Origin of the sequence: Pseudochrobactrum algeriensis (assembly GCF_018436245.1) — a bacterium.
GTDB classification, from domain to species: Bacteria; Pseudomonadota; Alphaproteobacteria; order Rhizobiales; family Rhizobiaceae; genus Pseudochrobactrum; species Pseudochrobactrum saccharolyticum.
This window is the reverse complement of the sequence record NZ_CP075361.1, coordinates 616,065-633,095: the sequence shown is the minus strand read 5'-3', so window position 1 is coordinate 633,095 and position 17,031 is coordinate 616,065. Positions and strand designations below refer to the sequence as shown.

At 51.7% G+C, this 17,031-nt stretch carries 10 protein-coding genes and 1 pseudogene; 5 read left to right on the top strand and 6 right to left on the bottom strand.

What is annotated here, in order from left to right; translation table 11 throughout:
* Positions 1–153 precede the first annotated feature (153 nt).
* Complete coding sequence (locus KHQ09_RS04900) at positions 154–1,047, top strand: transporter substrate-binding domain-containing protein (protein ID WP_213596737.1); 894 nt, start codon at positions 154–156, stop codon at positions 1,045–1,047.
* Positions 1,048–1,090: 43 nt separating this feature from the next.
* Here KHQ09_RS04900 and KHQ09_RS04895 read toward each other — a convergent pair whose 3' ends face one another.
* On the bottom strand, positions 1,091–1,498 hold the full coding sequence (locus KHQ09_RS04895) for a tellurite resistance TerB family protein (RefSeq protein ID WP_028233671.1): 408 nt from the start codon (positions 1,496–1,498) through the stop codon (positions 1,091–1,093).
* Positions 1,499–1,779: 281 nt separating this feature from the next.
* Here KHQ09_RS04895 and KHQ09_RS04890 point away from each other — a divergent pair, with 281 nt between their 5' ends.
* Positions 1,780–3,429 (top strand): lysine--tRNA ligase, encoded by a 1,650-nt coding sequence (locus tag KHQ09_RS04890; RefSeq protein ID WP_213596735.1) that lies wholly within the window; start codon positions 1,780–1,782, stop codon positions 3,427–3,429.
* Positions 3,430–3,487: 58 nt separating this feature from the next.
* Here the strand turns inward: KHQ09_RS04890 and KHQ09_RS04885 are convergent, their stop codons facing one another.
* The 5 genes and pseudogenes from KHQ09_RS04885 to KHQ09_RS04865 form a co-directional block, all read right to left on the bottom strand.
* Positions 3,488–4,429 (bottom strand): thermonuclease family protein, encoded by a 942-nt coding sequence (locus KHQ09_RS04885; protein ID WP_213596733.1) that lies wholly within the window; start codon positions 4,427–4,429, stop codon positions 3,488–3,490.
* Positions 4,430–4,470: 41 nt separating this feature from the next.
* A pseudogene (locus tag KHQ09_RS04880) lies at positions 4,471–4,710 on the bottom strand (S24 family peptidase); the annotation flags it as partial.
* A gap of 173 nt (positions 4,711–4,883) precedes the next feature.
* The gene (locus tag KHQ09_RS04875; RefSeq protein ID WP_213596731.1) at positions 4,884–7,100 is read right to left on the bottom strand and encodes an FAD-dependent oxidoreductase; all 2,217 of its coding nucleotides are present in this window, start codon (positions 7,098–7,100) and stop codon (positions 4,884–4,886) included.
* A gap of 14 nt (positions 7,101–7,114) precedes the next feature.
* On the bottom strand, positions 7,115–8,323 hold the full coding sequence (locus KHQ09_RS04870; protein WP_213596729.1) for an acetyl-CoA C-acetyltransferase: 1,209 nt from the start codon (positions 8,321–8,323) through the stop codon (positions 7,115–7,117).
* A gap of 54 nt (positions 8,324–8,377) precedes the next feature.
* Positions 8,378–10,171 carry an acyl-CoA dehydrogenase C-terminal domain-containing protein gene (locus tag KHQ09_RS04865; RefSeq protein ID WP_213596727.1) on the bottom strand — a complete coding sequence of 598 codons (1,794 nt, stop codon included), beginning with the start codon at positions 10,169–10,171 and terminating at the stop codon, positions 8,378–8,380.
* 812 nt (positions 10,172–10,983) lie between these two features.
* Here KHQ09_RS04865 and KHQ09_RS04860 point away from each other — a divergent pair.
* From KHQ09_RS04860 to KHQ09_RS04850, 3 genes are all read left to right on the top strand, one after another.
* A complete protein-coding gene (locus tag KHQ09_RS04860; protein ID WP_213596725.1) occupies positions 10,984–11,736 on the top strand; it encodes an outer membrane protein in 753 nt (250 codons plus the stop codon).
* Between the two features lie 414 nt (positions 11,737–12,150).
* Positions 12,151–15,624 carry a peptidoglycan-binding protein gene (locus tag KHQ09_RS04855; protein ID WP_213596723.1) on the top strand — a complete coding sequence of 1,158 codons (3,474 nt, stop codon included), beginning with the start codon at positions 12,151–12,153 and terminating at the stop codon, positions 15,622–15,624.
* A gap of 485 nt (positions 15,625–16,109) precedes the next feature.
* Positions 16,110–17,030: a sulfite exporter TauE/SafE family protein gene (locus KHQ09_RS04850; protein WP_022711093.1), complete on the top strand. Its 921-nt coding sequence runs from the start codon at positions 16,110–16,112 to the stop codon at positions 17,028–17,030.
* The last annotated feature ends 1 nt before the right edge of the window (position 17,031 follow it).

Sequence of the window (17,031 nt, the reverse complement as noted above, 5' to 3'; positions counted from 1 at the left end):
ACAATATACAAATCATTCAATTTCAATAATACCAACATTAATTATTGTTCAAAAAATAAATTTATTATTCACGCGGGTTCTGCTTTCTATAAAGAGGAGAAAATTTTATACTGAGCAAAATCCGGACAAACCAACAGGAGCTGCAGTCAGCCAATGCGCAATGATGTTCTTTCCGCCCCGCTCAAACGGGCGTTAAAATATTGCGCAGCCGTCAGCTCTGCGATCCTGCTGATACTCGCCTCCGGCATTTCGGCATCCTACGCCGCCCCGCCCTATCTGGCGGGAGATGACCAGAAACCGGCAAAACCGGATATTTCACAAAGAGCGCAGATACGTTTCCTGACCGGCACAGATTTTGCACCTTTCAACAGCCTCTCCCCGCAAGGACGGCTGAGCGGCTATCATATTGATCTGATCCGTGCGCTTTGTCAGGAACTGGCGATAACCAGTCGTTGCCTGATCGAAGCCCGCCCGTGGAATGAATTGCTTCCCGCCTTGCAGAAAAACGAAACTGATGCGCTGATTGCCGGACTGACACCGGATCGGGAAAAACGCACCACACTCAGCTTCACCCGCGCTTATTTCAGCTTGCCAGCCCGTTTTGTGACAGTGAGAACATCGGAACTGGCCGATAAGAACTTTTCACCTGACGGGAAAACAGTCGGTGTTCTCGCCGGTTCCGCCCATGAAGCCTTGTTGAAAACCTATTTCCCGAAAGCAAAAACCAGTCCTTATAGCAACAGCGAGCTACTCTATAAGGATCTCAGAGATGGCAAAATCCAGCTGCTTTTCGGCGATGCAATGAGTCTGTCACTCTGGATGAATCCGACCACAGCATCAGGCAATACCGCGACGGACGGCTCCTGCTGCCGCTTTATCGGCGGCAGCTATCCGGCACCGGAATTTCTCGGACAGGGAATGACGATTGCTTTGCGCAAGCAAGATGCGGATCTGCGTCTCGCCTTCAATAATGCACTCAATGCATTGGAGCGCAAAGGTGTGCTGGACGACCTGTATCTGCGCTATTTTCCGGTCGATTTCTATTAAGGAAAAATGAGCGCATCTCAAAAAAGATGCGCTCATCACCGGATTACAACTTGCGGAAACGCACACGCGCACTGCGCTCAATGGCAGCAACGCTGAGCTCGTCAAGATTCCACAGATCTCGCATCAGCTGCAAAAATGCCAGTTCTTCCTGTTCAACATGCAGGTCGGCAGCAGCCACTTCAACAGCCAGCGCATAGGCTGTTTCATAAAGTTTTTCCGGCAGTGCCTGATGGGCAATATCCAGAATACGATCCAGACCATCATCCTTGGTCAGTAATTCATAGCAACGCTCAGCAATTTCCGGCACTCTTTCATCATCAAAGCCGGTAAAAACCGGCAGGCGATGCACAAGATTTCCGATGGAGGACAATTCCGCATCTGTCATCCGCGTATCCGCAGCTGAAACTGTTACCATAATATAGATCAGCGCATCTTGCGGCGTGATTTTCATTTCCAAGAACTCCTGCATCGGCTTTTTTATGACTTTGAAACTATTCCACAGGGCTTAACAAGTGTTCAACTGCATTTCAGCCTGAGGATAATGCACACAACCCCCATCATTTTTGCATTACACACCCGCGCTTGCAAAGAAAGCGCATCATATCCCCCAGCGCTTGTAAAGAAAGCGCAGCACATCATTGACGAAACCCGCATCTCACCATAGACCTGTCTGTCCGTACCCGTAAAAAGTGCGGATATTTCAAACCAACACCTCCTATCAGGAAAGATATTATGACAACCGACCGCTCAAACCACATCGACCTTGCGCCCGACCTGATTGCGGCAGCAGCACAGGCGAAAGCGTGGCCCTTTGAAGAGGCTCGGAAAATCATAAAACGGTACGAGAAAACCGGCTTTCCCGAAGTCGTGATTTTCGAAACCGGCTATGGCCCGTCCGGTCTGCCGCATATCGGTACTTTCGGCGAAGTTGCACGCACATCCATGGTGCGCCATGCATTCCGCGTTCTGACCGAAGATAAAGTCAAAACCAAGCTCATCTGCTTCTCGGATGATCTGGACGGCATGCGCAAGATTCCGGAAAATGTGCCGGATCGTGCAGCGCTTGAACCAGCTTTGCAACTGCCGCTGTCGGCTGTGCCAAATCCGTTTGGCGGCAACTATAAGAGCTTTGCGGATCACAATAACACCATGCTGTGCCGCTTCCTCGACACTTTCGGTTTCGATTATGAATTCGCCAGTGCCACGGAATATTACAAGTCCGGCCACTTTGATGAAGTGCTGCTGCGTGCCGCCGAGCGCTACGACGACATTATGGCCGTGATGCTGCCGACACTGGGTGAGGAACGCCGCGCCACTTACAGCCCGTTTCTGCCGATCTCGCCAACTACAGGTCGCGTGCTTTACGTGCCGATGAAAAAGGTTGATGCCAAGGCCGGCACTATCACTTTTGACGATGAAAACGGCGTTGAAACCACCCTGCCTGTCACCGGTGGCAATGTGAAACTGCAGTGGAAGCCGGATTTCGGCATGCGCTGGGCAGCGATCGGCGTTGACTTTGAAATGTTCGGCAAAGATCACCAGACCAATCAGGCGATCTATGACAAGATTTGTGAAATTCTTGGCGGTCGTGCGCCTGAGCATTTCGTCTATGAATTGTTCCTCGACGATCTCGGCCAGAAGATTTCCAAATCCAAAGGCAACGGCATCAGCATTGATGAATGGCTGACCTATGCACCGACGGAAAGCCTCGGCCTCTACATGTTCCAGAAGCCGAGAACAGCGAAGAAGCTGTATTTCGACGTGATCCCGAAAGCCGTGGATGAATATTTCACTTATCTGGCCGCCTATGAAAAGCAGGATTGGGCAGCACGCCTGAACAATCCGGTCTGGCATCAGCATTACGGCAATCCGCCGAAGGTTGATCTGCCGGTACCATTTGCCATGTTGCTGAACCTTGTCAGTGCATCCAATGCGGAAAATGCCAGCACCTTGTGGGGCTTTATTTCCCGCTATGCACCGGGTGCATCTCCGGCCACCCATCCGGAGCTCAATGCTCTGGTGGAATATGCCATTCGCTACTTCAATGATTTCGTGAAGCCGAGCAAGAAATTCCGTGCGCCGGATGAAGTTGAACAGCAGGCATTACGTGATCTAGATGCGGCACTGGCCGCGCTGGACAGCGGTGCAGACGGCTCAACAATCCAGAATGCTATTCTGGATGTGGCGCGTGTTATCGAGCGCTATCAGGATCATAATAAGAAGAGCCCAGACGGCGGCCCTGGCGTGTCCGTCTCGTTCTTCCAGATGCTCTATGAAGTGCTGATCGGACAAGAACGCGGCCCACGCTTTGGTTCATTCGTAGCGCTTTACGGCATTGATGAAACACGCGGTCTGATTGCCGAGGCACTCAAACGCGCCTGAGACTTCAAATAAAAAGAGAAAAGCCGCGTTTCTCAGAAACGCGGCTTTTTTTTATGCTTTACTGCTGGGGTGCAGGTGGAAACGGTAAATCCGGCGCGACCGGTTGTGCCGGCGTGGTGACTTCAGGTGCAGTTATATCAGGCACCGGATTCTCCGCAGGCAATGAAGGTGCAGGCGCAATACCAGCCGGATTATCCCCTGCGCTTTGCGGCATATCGGTTACCGGCTTGCGACCAAAAACACCGAGCAGCATTTTCTCAGCCTGTGTCTGGCTGTCTGCATATTGGCCGCCGAAAGTAGCGCGCGCCCAGCCATTTTCCACCAGCCAGCGTGCAACATCCGTACCCGCCAATGTACAGCTTGTGCGGATCAGCTCCTGATTTTGCTCAACACCATCCATATTACAACTGACAGCACGACCGCGCAGCCATGAGCGAAATGCTGTGCGTGCCTGCATACCACATTGCCAGACGTCACCATTCACATCGGAACAGGATGCATCCGGCTCGACAATATCAATGCCGTTCAGCTCGATCGTGCGATTGCCCACGGCCAGTCTGCCTGCAGCCAATGCCACAGGACGATAGAACAAACCTCCTGCGGCCGCCTGTTCTTCAGTCAGTTTCTCAGATTGTGTTGCCTCAGGTGTTTTTTCCTGCACCGGCGTAGCCAGCCCCAGATCGCTCAAAGGCGGGCGCGGCTCTACGCGTTCCAGAGGCTTAGTCTGCATTTCGCCGGAAACATCAGGCAAAGGATTATCCGGCTGTGTATTGTTTTCGTCACCTTCTGAAGATCCGGCAAGAGTACCGGACGGCAAACGCTCCGGCGGCATATCTTCCGGCAGATCGAAATTTTCTATGACAATACCGGTTTCACCACTGCCTGTTTCACGATCAAGCGCGCCGTAAAACGGGGCAACATAGGCGGCAAATAAAGTAGCACCAACACTGAAAGCAAGGATCGGCGGCAGGATTGTCCGAAGGGTCGCCGGTTTACGCATACTCACTCCTGTTCATTGTCATGCTTCTTCTGCTGCGGATTAATAGATTTTTCGCCTGCCAGCAATTGTGCAAATGTCATCACATCCATTGCAGTGACTTCCAGAATTTTAGCCAGAGATTCCGTTGATGGCCAGCGCGGCCTGCCATCCGCCGCAAAGCGTTTGGACTTATTAAACGTCGTCGGGTCAAGCCCGGCACGCCGTGCCAGACCGGACGGTGTCAATTGCGCCCGCTTTGCCACATTATCAATGGCTGACCAGAGTTCTTCATGGGTAAACATAAGCCATCCGAAGGAATAAAATCCTCATAAGTATAACTCAGCTCATACATCAGAACATCAACAAAAATGAAAATGGCGCAGAGATATCCGCGCCATTTTCAACATTTCGATCAAAACTGCGTGTTAGAGCATTTCCGGACGCAGAACCGGTTCCCACTTTTGCTGGAAATGCTTTAAGCAGCTTTATCCGCGGCCTTATAGGGATTGAAACGCTGATAGAAAGTCTCACCGCTCTCGGCCATATCGGTCAGGAGTTTCGGTGCCTTGAACTGTGCTCCGTAATCCTTTTGCAGCTTCTTCGCCAGTTTGACGAAAGCTTTTGCGCCCATACCGTCGATGTAAGACAGCGTGCCACCGGTATAAGGCGCGAAACCGAAGGCGAGAATGGAGCCGACATCGGCTTCACGCGGATCGGTCACAATACCTTCTTCCATCACACGGGCTGCTTCCAGAGCGATAGTGACGAGGAAACGCTCTTTCAGCACTTCCACATCCACTTTGTCCGCATCCTGCTGCGGATAGAGTGTACTCAGTTCAGGCCACAGATGTTTCTTGGCAGGCCGCGCCGGATAATCATAGAAGCCTTTGCCGTTCTTGCGGCCGAGGCGGTCATATTTATCCACCAGCGTATTGACCAGTTCGACATGGCGCGGATCAACCGCCTTGTCACCCAGATCAGCCAGCGTTGCCTTGAGAATTTTCTGCGACAGATCAATCGCTGTCTCATCATTAAGTGCCAGCGGCCCGACCGGCATACCGGCCATTTTGGCGGCATTTTCGATCATTGCAGGCGGCACACCTTCCACCAGCATATTATAGGCTTCAGACATATAACGCAGCACGCAACGATTGACGTAGAAACCGCGTGTATCATTGACGACAATCGGCGTCTTCTTGATGGCACGCACATAATCCAGTGCTGTTGCCAGCGCCTTTTCACCGGTCTTCTTGCCCATGATCACTTCAACCAGCATCATCTTATCAACCGGTGAGAAGAAGTGCAGGCCGATGAAATTCTTCGGACGCTGTGAGACTTTGGCAAGACCGGTAATCGGCAGGGTCGAGGTATTGGAAGCAAAAATTGCATTCTGCCCCAGCACCGCTTCCGCCTGTTCGGTTGCCGCCTGCTTGACGCCGCGATCTTCGAACACAGCTTCAATCACCAGATCGGCACCATCAAGCGCCGCATAATCGGCAGAAGGCGTAATCAATGCCAGCAGCTTGTCTTTATCCTCAGCCGTCATCCGACCTTTCTGCATTTCCTTAGCAATCAGATCAGCGGAATGGGCTTTACCCTTTTCTGCCGCTTCCAGATTACGGTCGATCAGCACCACCGGAATACCGGCTTTGGCAGTGATATAAGCAATACCTGCGCCCATGAAACCAGCGCCGATAACACCGATTTTCTTGAATTTGGTTGGCTTAATATCAGCTGGCCGACGTGCGCCTTTGTTCAGTTCCTGCAGGGATACGAACAGTGAGCGGATCATCGACTGCGCTTCAGTGGTCTGCAGAATATGCGTGAAATAGCGCTGCTCAATCTTCAGGCCGGTATCAAACGGTACCAGCAGACCTTCATAAACGCATTTGAGAATGGTCAGTGCCGCCGGATAATTGCCGGAAGTTTCACGACGCAAAATGGCTGTCGCCGCTGGCCAGAGATTGGCACCGGCTGCGGAGTAAATCGCACCACCCGGCAGTTTAAAGCCCTTCTCATCCCAAGGCTGAACAGGCTTCAACCCGTTGCGGATCATCTTTTTAGCGGTTTCCACCAGCTTTTTCGCCGGAGCCACTTCATGCACAAGCCCCATACCTTTGGCGCGGGCAGCAGTCAGGCTCGAGCCGGTAGTCATCATCTGCAGAGCGTCTTGCTGATTGACCAGACGCGGCACACGTTGCGTGCCACCGGCACCCGGGAACAGGCCAACTTTAACTTCCGGCAGTGCCAGTTTCACGCCTTCCGCATCGGAAACCACACGGCCATGACAAGCCAGCGATAATTCCAGCGCCCCGCCCATGCAGGTACCGTTGATCGCAGATACCCAAGGTTTTCCGCAGGTTTCCAGCTTACGATACAGGCCGGTCATTCGACCGACATTGTCAAACAGGTTCTGGACAGCTTTGTCAGCATCCTGCTTCTGCTCTTTTTTGAAACGCGCCAGCATTTCCTGCATCATGGTGAGGTCGGCACCACCGGAGAATGTATCCTTGCCGGACGTAATCACCGCGCCTTTAATCGCCGCATCTGCCACAACCTGATCGATAATCTGGTCAAGCTCTGTCATCACCTCAACAGTCAGCACATTCATGCTTTTGTCAGGCATGTTCCATGTGACAACGGCAATACCGTCAGCGCCGGTTTCAACTTTGAAATTCTTGTAATTTGTCATTGGACTACCCTCCCTCACACACGCTCAATGATGGTTGCCGTGCCCATACCTGCACCGATACACAGGGTAACCAGTGCCGTATTGAGATCACGCCGCTCCAGCTCATCGAGCACAGTGCCGAGAATGATTGCACCGGTTGCGCCCAGAGGGTGCCCCATGGCAATCGCACCGCCATTCACATTGATTTTATTGTGAGGAATATTGAAAGCCTGCATATAGCGCAGCACCACAGCCGCAAAAGCCTCATTCAGCTCGAACAGATCAATATCCGAGAGCTTCATTTTGGCGCGATCCAGCAGTTTTTCCGTGACATCCACAGGGCCTGTCAGCATCAATGCCGGATCGGAGCCGATATTGGTGAAAGCGCGGATACGGGCGCGCGGTTTGATATCCAGCATCTTACCCGCACGCTTGGAACCGACCAAAACACCCGCCGCACCATCAACAATACCGGATGAGTTACCGGCATGGTGAACGTGATTGATGGTTTCGACTTCCGGATGCGCCTGAATACCCACAGCATTAAAGCCGCCCATTTCCCCCGGCATCACAAAAGACGGATTAAGACCAGACAGCGCCGCCAAATCGGTGGTCGGGCGCATATGCTCGTCATGATCAAGAATAGTCAGACCGTTGACATCTTTCACCGGAATGACGGAGTTTTTGAAATAACCCTTCTTCCAGCTTTCGCCTGCACGGCGCTGGCTTTCCACCGCATAAGCATCCACATCCTCACGGGAGAAGCCGTATTTCGTGGCAATCAGATCAGCCGATACACCCTGTGGCATGAACCAGCCCGGAAAACCGACCGACGGGTCCATATACCATGCACCGCCGGACATACCCATGCCGACGCGTGACATGCTTTCCACGCCGCCGGCAATCACCAGCTCGTCTGTGCCACCTGCAATTTTAGCGGCAGCGAGATTAACCGCATCAAGACCGGAAGCGCAGAAGCGCGAAATCTGCATACCCGGTGCTTTAAAATCATATCCTGCTTCAAAAGCGCTTGATCGCGGAATAACCGCACCGGCTTCCCCCACCGGATCGACACAGCCGAAAATAATATCGTCTACTTTTGCAGTATCAATGCCGTTGCGATCACGCAGAGCTTCCAGCACTTTGGCACCAAGACGCACCGCAGGCACTTCATGAAGACTCCCGTCTTTCTTGCCGCGGCCGCGCGGTGTGCGCACATGATCATAAATAAAAGCATCAGCCATAGTTCAATTAACTCCCAAATTCGCAAGTGTTTTAAGAAGCGCTCGGAGCAGCTCTTAAAAAGCACCTTCCGGTAGTGTCATCAGAGTATCCGCGCCGGTCTGGATACGAGCCAGACGCAATTGTGTTTCCGGCATGATACGCTCCATATAGAAACGGGCTGTGACAAGTTTAGCCTCATAATAGGCTTTGTCACCAGCACCGGCATTCAGCTTTGCCTGTGCGGCTTTCACCATTTTCGCCCACATATAACCGAAAGCGACCAGACCAAAGAGATGCATATAATCTGTTGAAGCAGCACCGGCATTATCCGGATTAGCCATCGCATTCTGCATCAGCCACATAGATGCGCCTTGCAGATCGTTCAGCCCTTTTTTGAGATGCTTGGTGTAGAAAGACAGGGCTTCATCAGCACGGTTTTCTTCACAGAAATCGCCGATTTCTTTGAAATAGGCCATCAGGGCACGACCGCCATTGGCAGGCAGCTTACGCCCCACCAGATCCAGCGCCTGAATGCCATTGGCGCCTTCATAGATCATGGTGATACGGGCATCGCGCACATATTGGCTCATACCGTTTTCTTCAATATAGCCATGACCACCGAAGACCTGCTGTGCCATAACCGCATGGTCGAAACCTTTATCGGTCAGCACACCTTTCAGCACCGGTGTCAGCAGCCCGACATGATCGTCAGCCAACTGGCGTGCAGCTTCATCAGCAGAGTGATGGGCAATATCGGATTGCAGCGAGGTTGAAAGCAGCAAGGCACGACCGGCTTCGTTAAAAGCGCGAATGGTCATCAGCGTGCGGCGGATATCCGGATGCACGATGATCGGATCGGCTTTTTTGTCCGGATATTTCGCACCGGTCAGCGCCCGTCCTTGCAAACGATCACGGGCATAGTCCGCGGCATTCTGATAGGCGGTTTCGGCAATCGACAGCCCCTGCAGTGCCACACCAAGACGCGCTTCATTCATCATGGTGAACATGGCGCGCAGGCCTTTGTTTTCACCGCCGATCAGGAAGCCCGTCGCGTCATCATAATTCATCACGCAGGTTGAGTTGCCGTGAATGCCCATCTTTTCTTCAATAGAGCCACAAGCCACACCATTGCGTGTGCCCGCTTCACCATTGGCATCAAGATTGAATTTAGGCACGATAAACAGCGAAATGCCTTTATTACCCTCTGGAGCGCCTTCAATACGCGCCAGCACCAGATGGATAATATTATCGGTCATGCCGTGCTCACCGGCAGAGATGAAAATCTTCGAACCGGTAATCTTGTAGGAACCATCGGCCTGCGGCACAGCTTTGGTGCGCAACAGACCTAAATCCGTACCGCAATGCGGTTCGGTGAGGTTCATAGTGCCCGACCAGCGGCCTTCAATCATCTTGGGCAGATAGGCTTGCTTCTGCTCATCCGTACCGTGGGTGATGATTGCCGCAATCGCACCCTGTGTCAGGCCCGGATACATCATCAGCGCCATATTGGCCGAGGACATATATTCACCAACGGCAGCATGGAGCAGATATGGCAGCCCCTGACCACCGAATTCTTCCGGTGCGGCAAGACCAACCCAGCCACCGGCACAATATTGATCATAGGCTTCTTTGAAACCCTGCGGCACTTTCACAGAAGCATCGGGCAGACGTTCGCAGCCCTCACGATCCCCGCTATAATTGACAGGGAACAATGTCTGCTCGGCGAGCTTCGCGCCTTCCTGCAAAATAGCTTCAATCGTGTCTGCGCTCATTTCCGCATAAGACGACAGATCATTGCGGCTTTGTACGCCCAGAACATCGTTCAGAATAAATTGCGTATCCCGAACCGGCGCGCGATAGACTGGCATGCACTTCCTCCAAGTTTGACGTCGGCAGATGATTGCTCTGCCGGAATGCAGGCGGAGGTGCTCATGAAGACGCCACCTCTCCCGCGCGTTGTCATTCAAACATTCAGAACACAGACTGATCTGCATTCTGTGGTGCCGTTCTCTTTCTGCCCAGATACGACCGGACTCCTCTCCGGTAGTATCTGTTCGCTTTCCCATGTCGCCTTTAACAGCCTATCACGGGATCTGTCTGACAGTATGCACTCTTGCGTGAAAACCGTCATTTTTATGAGACAGCAAAAAACTTTACGGCACCTTCGAACATCAGCCTAATAAATTTTGACGTTTGCGTAAACGTCAAAAATTCGTTTTTTGAAAATTTAAATTCAGGATTTTGCCACTGAGTGCACCAAACAGAGACCTCTGAAGAGGAAATACTTTAAACACCTCAAAACTGCTGTTCGATTCTTCAAAACCGGGCTTTTTGAATGAAAATCACAACTTTGCAGAAAATAAATTTAGAATTCACACAGAAAAACAGATACATTTTTGCAACATAAACAATTGTAAAAACCAATAAACAATATATAAAGAAAATCTAAAATATATTAAATCAATATAAAATTACTTCATTCTAAAATAATTTAACATTTTGATTTTCAATCAGTTAATATATTTTAAGTGTATTTTCGCGTCCAGTATTATGGAAAAACAAGATATTTCAGCAACTTGGCAAATATTGATTAGCAATTCTTAAACTATAATTTTAGGGTGTTCATTAATTTTTTTACCGATATGGTCAGTTCAAATTCTTTAACGAACGGACTTTTGATATGAAAAAAATCGTAGCCCTTCTCGCCATGACTGTACTGTCCGGTCAGGCTTTCGCCGCAGACGCTATTGTTTCTGCTCCAGAACCAGCACCAGTTGAATATTCCGCATTCAGCTGGACCGGTGGTTATATCGGTGCGCATGCCGGTTACGGCTGGGGTCGTTCACAGGATGTAAATAATCCACAAGCGAGTGAGCAGAAAACTAAAGGTGGCTTTGGTGGTCTGCAGGCCGGTTACAACTGGCAGTTCGATAATAATATCGTACTTGGTGCAGAAGCTGACGTCTCCTTCGGTAGCGTGAAGAAAAACTGGTATGGACGTGATGAAAATCAGCACAGCCCATATTATGGTACAGATAAGCTAAGCACCAATGGTACAGTACGTGCTCGTCTGGGTTACGCAGCAGACCGCTTCCTGCCATTTGTCACAGGTGGTATTGCCTGGGGTAATACAAAATACAATCTCGGTTGTGACAGCACTCTGGTCTCAGTAACTGTAGGTAAATGCTGGAAAGGCAACAGCGGTCAAGCCTTTGATACAAACAACTCAAAAACAGTTGTTGGCTGGACTGTCGGCGCAGGTCTTGAATATGCAGTAACAGATAACTGGACTGTAAAAGGTGAATATCTTTATAAAGATTTTGGAAAGAACAGAGTACACCTCTTTGATCCAAATGCAGCAGCAAACATCAATGATCGTAACTTCAAAACTAAAGTTAGCGAAGTTCGCATCGGCGTAAACTACAAGTTCTAATCTGCTGATCGTTAACGATCACAAGCGGAACTTAAAGCCCTGCCTCTATGAGGCGGGGCTTTTTTGTTAAATGAAAATTGCATTACATAAATCAGCATATCCTTAAAAACATAATCGTTTCAAAGCCTGTCTGCCGCCCTTGCGGATCTCCTGAACACCAGCGTTCCTATAGATTAATCAGGACGCACTCATTCTCAGACAAAGATAAAGTTAAGAATTATCACCAAAATTAACCGCTTATTTACCACGTTTCGACAAAACTGTGTCTGAGGCAAAGTCTGTGTTTCGTGTGGTGCCTTGCAACCACCTCAACAAAGACCTTGCCTTGATCCGCCAGCAAGATCTGCAGGCGAAAACAAACAGACAATCTGATCAGCTCCTTTAAGGCGCACAGTTTGAAAAGTGTAAACGGCGATGACAAATCAGCGGTCTCCTCTCGATAATCTGAATATGCGCCGTGAGCGCCGTCCGCTTGCATCGCTTGAGGAATTGAACCGCACTTTGTCCGCCCTTGAAAATCATCTTGTCGAGCGGCGGGAGGCGGAAGACTTTTCCCGCCACACACAGGTTGCCGATGAAACGGCATCGCCTGATGCCCTTGAATTTCTGCGCAATGATCCGGCAGTTGCACCGCGCGCACCATCTGCACCGGCTTCTGCGGACAATCCGCACAAGGAAGCTCTGGCTGCCATTGCCGACGAATTACAGCGTTTGCGCGCCCGTACAGAACTGAGACAGGCAGCAGCAATCAGCGAAAAACTGCATCTGTCTGATACAGGTGTGCAGCACAATCCGGCACGCCTTTCCGCTGCCGACCGCTTTATCGCAGGCACCAGCAATCTGTCTGCCAATAACAGCCCGAATACCGATGCAATTATGCGTCGTGATTTTGAAGAACTGAAGCGGACTGTTGAGACTCTGGCACGGGAAGAATCCCTGCGCCGTATGAGCCATCGCTGGGATGCGCTGGATGAGCGCTTTGACAATTTTGAACAGCAGCAGACTGAAAAATTCCATGCCAGCCAGTCGGCACATATTGATCCGGCTCTGGATGCGATCGCGACACGCCTCGATGATCTGCGCCATGCCATTGAACAACTGCCGGACAATCAGAGCCACTCCCTGCGTCAGCTGGACGAACGTCTGGATGAAATCAGCCGCGCAATTCTTGCGACCAGCTATCATCGCCAGCAGCCGGAGCAGGAAAACGCTGTTTTTGAAGAACTCGACCGCCGTTTTGCCGATCTGACCAGTCATCTGGACGAGCAATATCGCAACAGCGCCCATAAAACCGCGCTGAATGATGACCGCTTTATTCAGGCACTGGAAAACCGCCTCGATCTGATTACCCGTCAGGTCTCGGAACAAACCGCTGTATTGCAGGCTGCACCAGCAGCACCGGCTGCCGATCAACAGCTGATGCGCAATCTCGAAAAGCAGCTTGGTTTTATCACAGAACAGCTCAGCAAGCCGGAAAGCCTGCTGCCTGAACTGGCAGAGATCAAGCCGCGTCTCGATGTGATTGAACGCGCCATCGACATTAACCGCGACACAGTTCTGAGCGCTGCCCGTGAAGCCGCAGAGGAAGCCATTCGTCAGGTTGTGGACAAAGGCCCTTCCCGCGACACAGATTTTGCCCGCCAGCTTGCCGATGATCTCAAGGCGCTGGAGCAGCTGACCCGTGATACGGATGAGCGTAACAGCCGCACCTTTAACAAGGTTCATGATACATTATTGAAAATTGCCGAGCGTCTTGGACAGATTGAAAAAGACAATCTGCAGAAACCGCCTTTTGCGCAGCCTTCGCGTCCTGCCGCTCAGTCGCGCGAACAGAATAATGCAACACGCTTTACCAGCCAGTTCTCTATTCCTGAATGGGGCAATGATCCGGAACCAACAGCAGGTAATTCTTCACGCAACGCACCATTTTCCGCCGTGCCGTCACCGGCTGCGGCGGCTATTGAAGCTGCACGTGCCGCTGTCAAATCCGCTGCCAATCCTGCACCGGAGAAAATAGCTGCAGATACAGAGACCGAAACAACCGCTACAGCACGCAAATCATTGCTGAGCGGTCTGGCTCAGGCTGTGCGCCGTTCCAAGCCAAACAGCCCGACTTCAGCAACAACCGATGCTTTTGAGATTGAAGACACGGATCTGCTGACACTGGATACGCCGCCTGCGGCAAACCGTATTCCGGTCAAATCCGAAGAAAAAAGCACCGACCAGACCCTTGCAGCAATGCCGGATCTCAACGCCATTATCCGCCGTGTTCGCGATGAACAGCGTGGCCGCGGGCCGGATCATAATCCCTCCTCCGGTAAATCCGATCTTATCAGCGCGGCACGCCGTGCGGCGCAAGCTGCAGCGGATGAAACCGGACGTCTGCGCGATCAGAACATGAGCGACGGTACTCTGGGCGGCGACATCACATCCGATGAAGAACGCACGACTGCTCCAGACAAGCCAAAGCGCTCCCTGCGCAAGCCGCTTCTGCTGGCTATCGGCGCCATCATCATTGCAGTAACCGGCTTGCAGCTTGGCAACAGCTATCTGACTGAAAAGCAGGACAGCGTTGTTCCGCAGTCACCGGATTTGGCCAGTGTGCAGCCTGCACCGGTTAATACCGCTCCGGCTGTGATTGAAGACAAGAAACCTGCTTTACCGACAATCACCACGCTTGATAATCCGGCGCGGCCGGAAGAACAGACTGCATCCACGCTTCAGATTACCAGCCTGAACCATGGTCCGGTTTATGACGGTACAGAAGCGCAGCCGCTTGGTTCACGCGAATTTCCGACAGAGCCTCTCTCTGCCAGACCAATGACCGGCAGCACACAGGCTGTTATCAAGCCTGTGGTCATTAATCCGCCGGTAGCAACCGCGCCGGACATGCAGCCAATGCCGGAACTGCCTGCAAACAGCACGCCGGTTCACACGGCTCAGGCTGAGACAACAACACCGGATCAGACGACAACGCAAAGCCTGCCGCAAAAGAGCGAAGCTGCTGCAACGGCGAAGCTGACAGCAGTACCTGTAGTGCCGAAAGAGGCCGGCCCGATTGCCCTGCGCAATGCCGCCGAAAGCGGGGATGCCCGTGCTCTTTATGAAATCGGCATGCGCTATACTGACGGCCGCGGTGTTGCCAGCGATTTTGCCGAAGCTGCCAAATGGTATGCTCTGTCTGCTGAACGCGGCTTTGCACCGGCCCAGTACCGCCTTGCCAATTTCAACGAAAAAGGCCTTGGTATGTCGCGCGATGCGATCAAGGCAACACAACTCTATGAGCAGTCTGCTGCACAGGGCAATGCCAGCGCCATGCACAATCTTGCCGTGCTCTATGCAATGGGACCGGACGGCAAGGCAGACCATGACAATGCTGCCAAATGGTTCTTCCGCGCTGCAGAACTCGGCGTAAAAGACAGCCAGTATAATCTGGGCATTCTGACCGCTAAGGGTTTGGGTCGCACACAAAATCTGGAAGAAAGCTATAAATGGTTCGCATTGGCTGCCAATGCCGGTGATACGGATGCGGCTGACAAGCGCGACCAGATTGCAAAATCCCTCAAGCCTGAACAACTGGAGCGGGCAATCAATCTGACCAAGCTCTGGAAGCCGAAGGACATGATTGAGGATGCCAACTCGGTCAGCATTCCGGATGCCTGGGCTGATGACAAAGCTGTCACCACAGCTTCCGTCGATATGAAGAAAGCCGTCCGTAATATTCAGCTGATCCTGCAGAAAAACGGTTATGATGCAGGCACGGCAGACGGCATTATGGGCAACAAGACCAGAGAAGCGATTTCCGCTTTTCAGAAAGCCAATGGCATGAAGCCGACCGGCGAAGTGGATCAGAAGCTGGTTGAAGCACTGCTCGCCAAAAACAGCTGATTTGCACCGGCAACAATCAGCAACAACAAGAAATCATACCCCTTTGCCGTGCTGGCAGAGGGGTATTTTTATGGCCGTTGCGTATAAAATTGCGACCTAACTGCAACACCTGCCGCACACAATCTCCGGTGACTATTCCGGCTGACGGTTTCGCATCATCTTATGCACAGTGATGGTTTGACTTGGCGCTACCAAAGGCGCAGAAAATTAACAGTTTTTTGCGACGATGAGTGTGTTGCATACAAAAAGCACGCAAAAAACGACATCAGCATATGTATTTTCAGGTTTAACGCCGCAAATGGCGGTTAAACTCAGAATTCTGTCAGGTCACGAAGAATAACCGCCCGCCGCCATCGAAAAGCTGCAAAGTCTGACGATAGGCCGGGTATTATTTTCGGGAGAACTCTGCGGGGAGCTTAGCTGTACACCGGATAAAGGGATACAGATTTCAATCTCCGGCAGTGTCATAATAATGGTAGTGGGTCGTGGGTATTTATCTGCCAATAGCAGAAATTTCAGTCAACATGCTGGTTCTTCTCGGCATGGGGGCGGCTGTCGGCTTTTTGTCAGGTCTGTTCGGCGTTGGCGGCGGATTTCTGATTACTCCTCTGCTGATCTTCTACAATATACCGCCTGCTATTGCTGTTGCCACCGGTGCCAATCAGGTTATCGCCTCCTCCGTTTCCGGCGCGCTTACGCATTTCAAACGCCGGACGCTGGATTTCAAGCTTGGCATATTGCTGGTGATCGGCGGCCTTGTCGGTTCTCTGGTCGGTATTTACATATTTTCGCTGTTGCGTGATCTGGGTCAGCTCGATCTGATTATCTCCCTGCTTTATGTGGTCTTTCTCGGCTCTGTCGGCGGTCTGATGGCCGTTGAAAGCTGGCGTACCCTGCGCCGCAACAAAGACGGCAAAGCACCGGATGTCCGCCGCTCGGGGCAACATAACTGGATTCACCGTATGCCGTTCAAGGCGCGTTTCCGCGCCTCGATGATCTATGTCAGTATTATTCCGGTACTGGCCATCGGTTTTTGTATCGGCCTGCTCTCATCCGTAATGGGTGTCGGCGGCGGTTTTATCATGGTTCCGGCGCTGATTTATCTGCTGCGCGTTCCGACCAATGTGGTTGTTGGCACATCGCTGTTTCAGATCACTTTTGTGACTGCATTTACAACAGTGATGCAGGCGACCAATAACCATACGGTTGATATTGTACTGGCCTTTTTGCTGATGGTCGGCGGCGTGATCGGCGCGCAATATGGCGCAAGAGCAGGACGAAAATTGCGCGGTGAACAATTGCGTATGCTGCTGGCATTGCTGGTTCTTGCCGTTGCACTGCGACTGGCTTTCGGCCTGTTCATTCAGCCGGATAATCTTTTCTCCATCGGCTTTGCGGATGAGTAAG

Coding starts and splice junctions, on each gene's coding strand:
- KHQ09_RS04860 (WP_213596725.1), top strand. CDS start 10,984: ATGAAAAAAATCGTAGCCCTTCTCGCCATGACTGTACTGTCCGGTCAG.
- KHQ09_RS04890 (WP_213596735.1), top strand. CDS start 1,780: ATGACAACCGACCGCTCAAACCACATCGACCTTGCGCCCGACCTGATT.
- KHQ09_RS04895 (WP_028233671.1), bottom strand. CDS start 1,498: ATGAAAATCACGCCGCAAGATGCGCTGATCTATATTATGGTAACAGTT.
- KHQ09_RS04865 (WP_213596727.1), bottom strand. CDS start 10,171: ATGCCAGTCTATCGCGCGCCGGTTCGGGATACGCAATTTATTCTGAAC.
- KHQ09_RS04855 (WP_213596723.1), top strand. CDS start 12,151: ATGACAAATCAGCGGTCTCCTCTCGATAATCTGAATATGCGCCGTGAG.
- KHQ09_RS04870 (WP_213596729.1), bottom strand. CDS start 8,323: ATGGCTGATGCTTTTATTTATGATCATGTGCGCACACCGCGCGGCCGC.
- KHQ09_RS04885 (WP_213596733.1), bottom strand. CDS start 4,429: ATGCGTAAACCGGCGACCCTTCGGACAATCCTGCCGCCGATCCTTGCT.
- KHQ09_RS04875 (WP_213596731.1), bottom strand. CDS start 7,100: ATGACAAATTACAAGAATTTCAAAGTTGAAACCGGCGCTGACGGTATT.
- KHQ09_RS04900 (WP_213596737.1), top strand. CDS start 154: ATGCGCAATGATGTTCTTTCCGCCCCGCTCAAACGGGCGTTAAAATAT.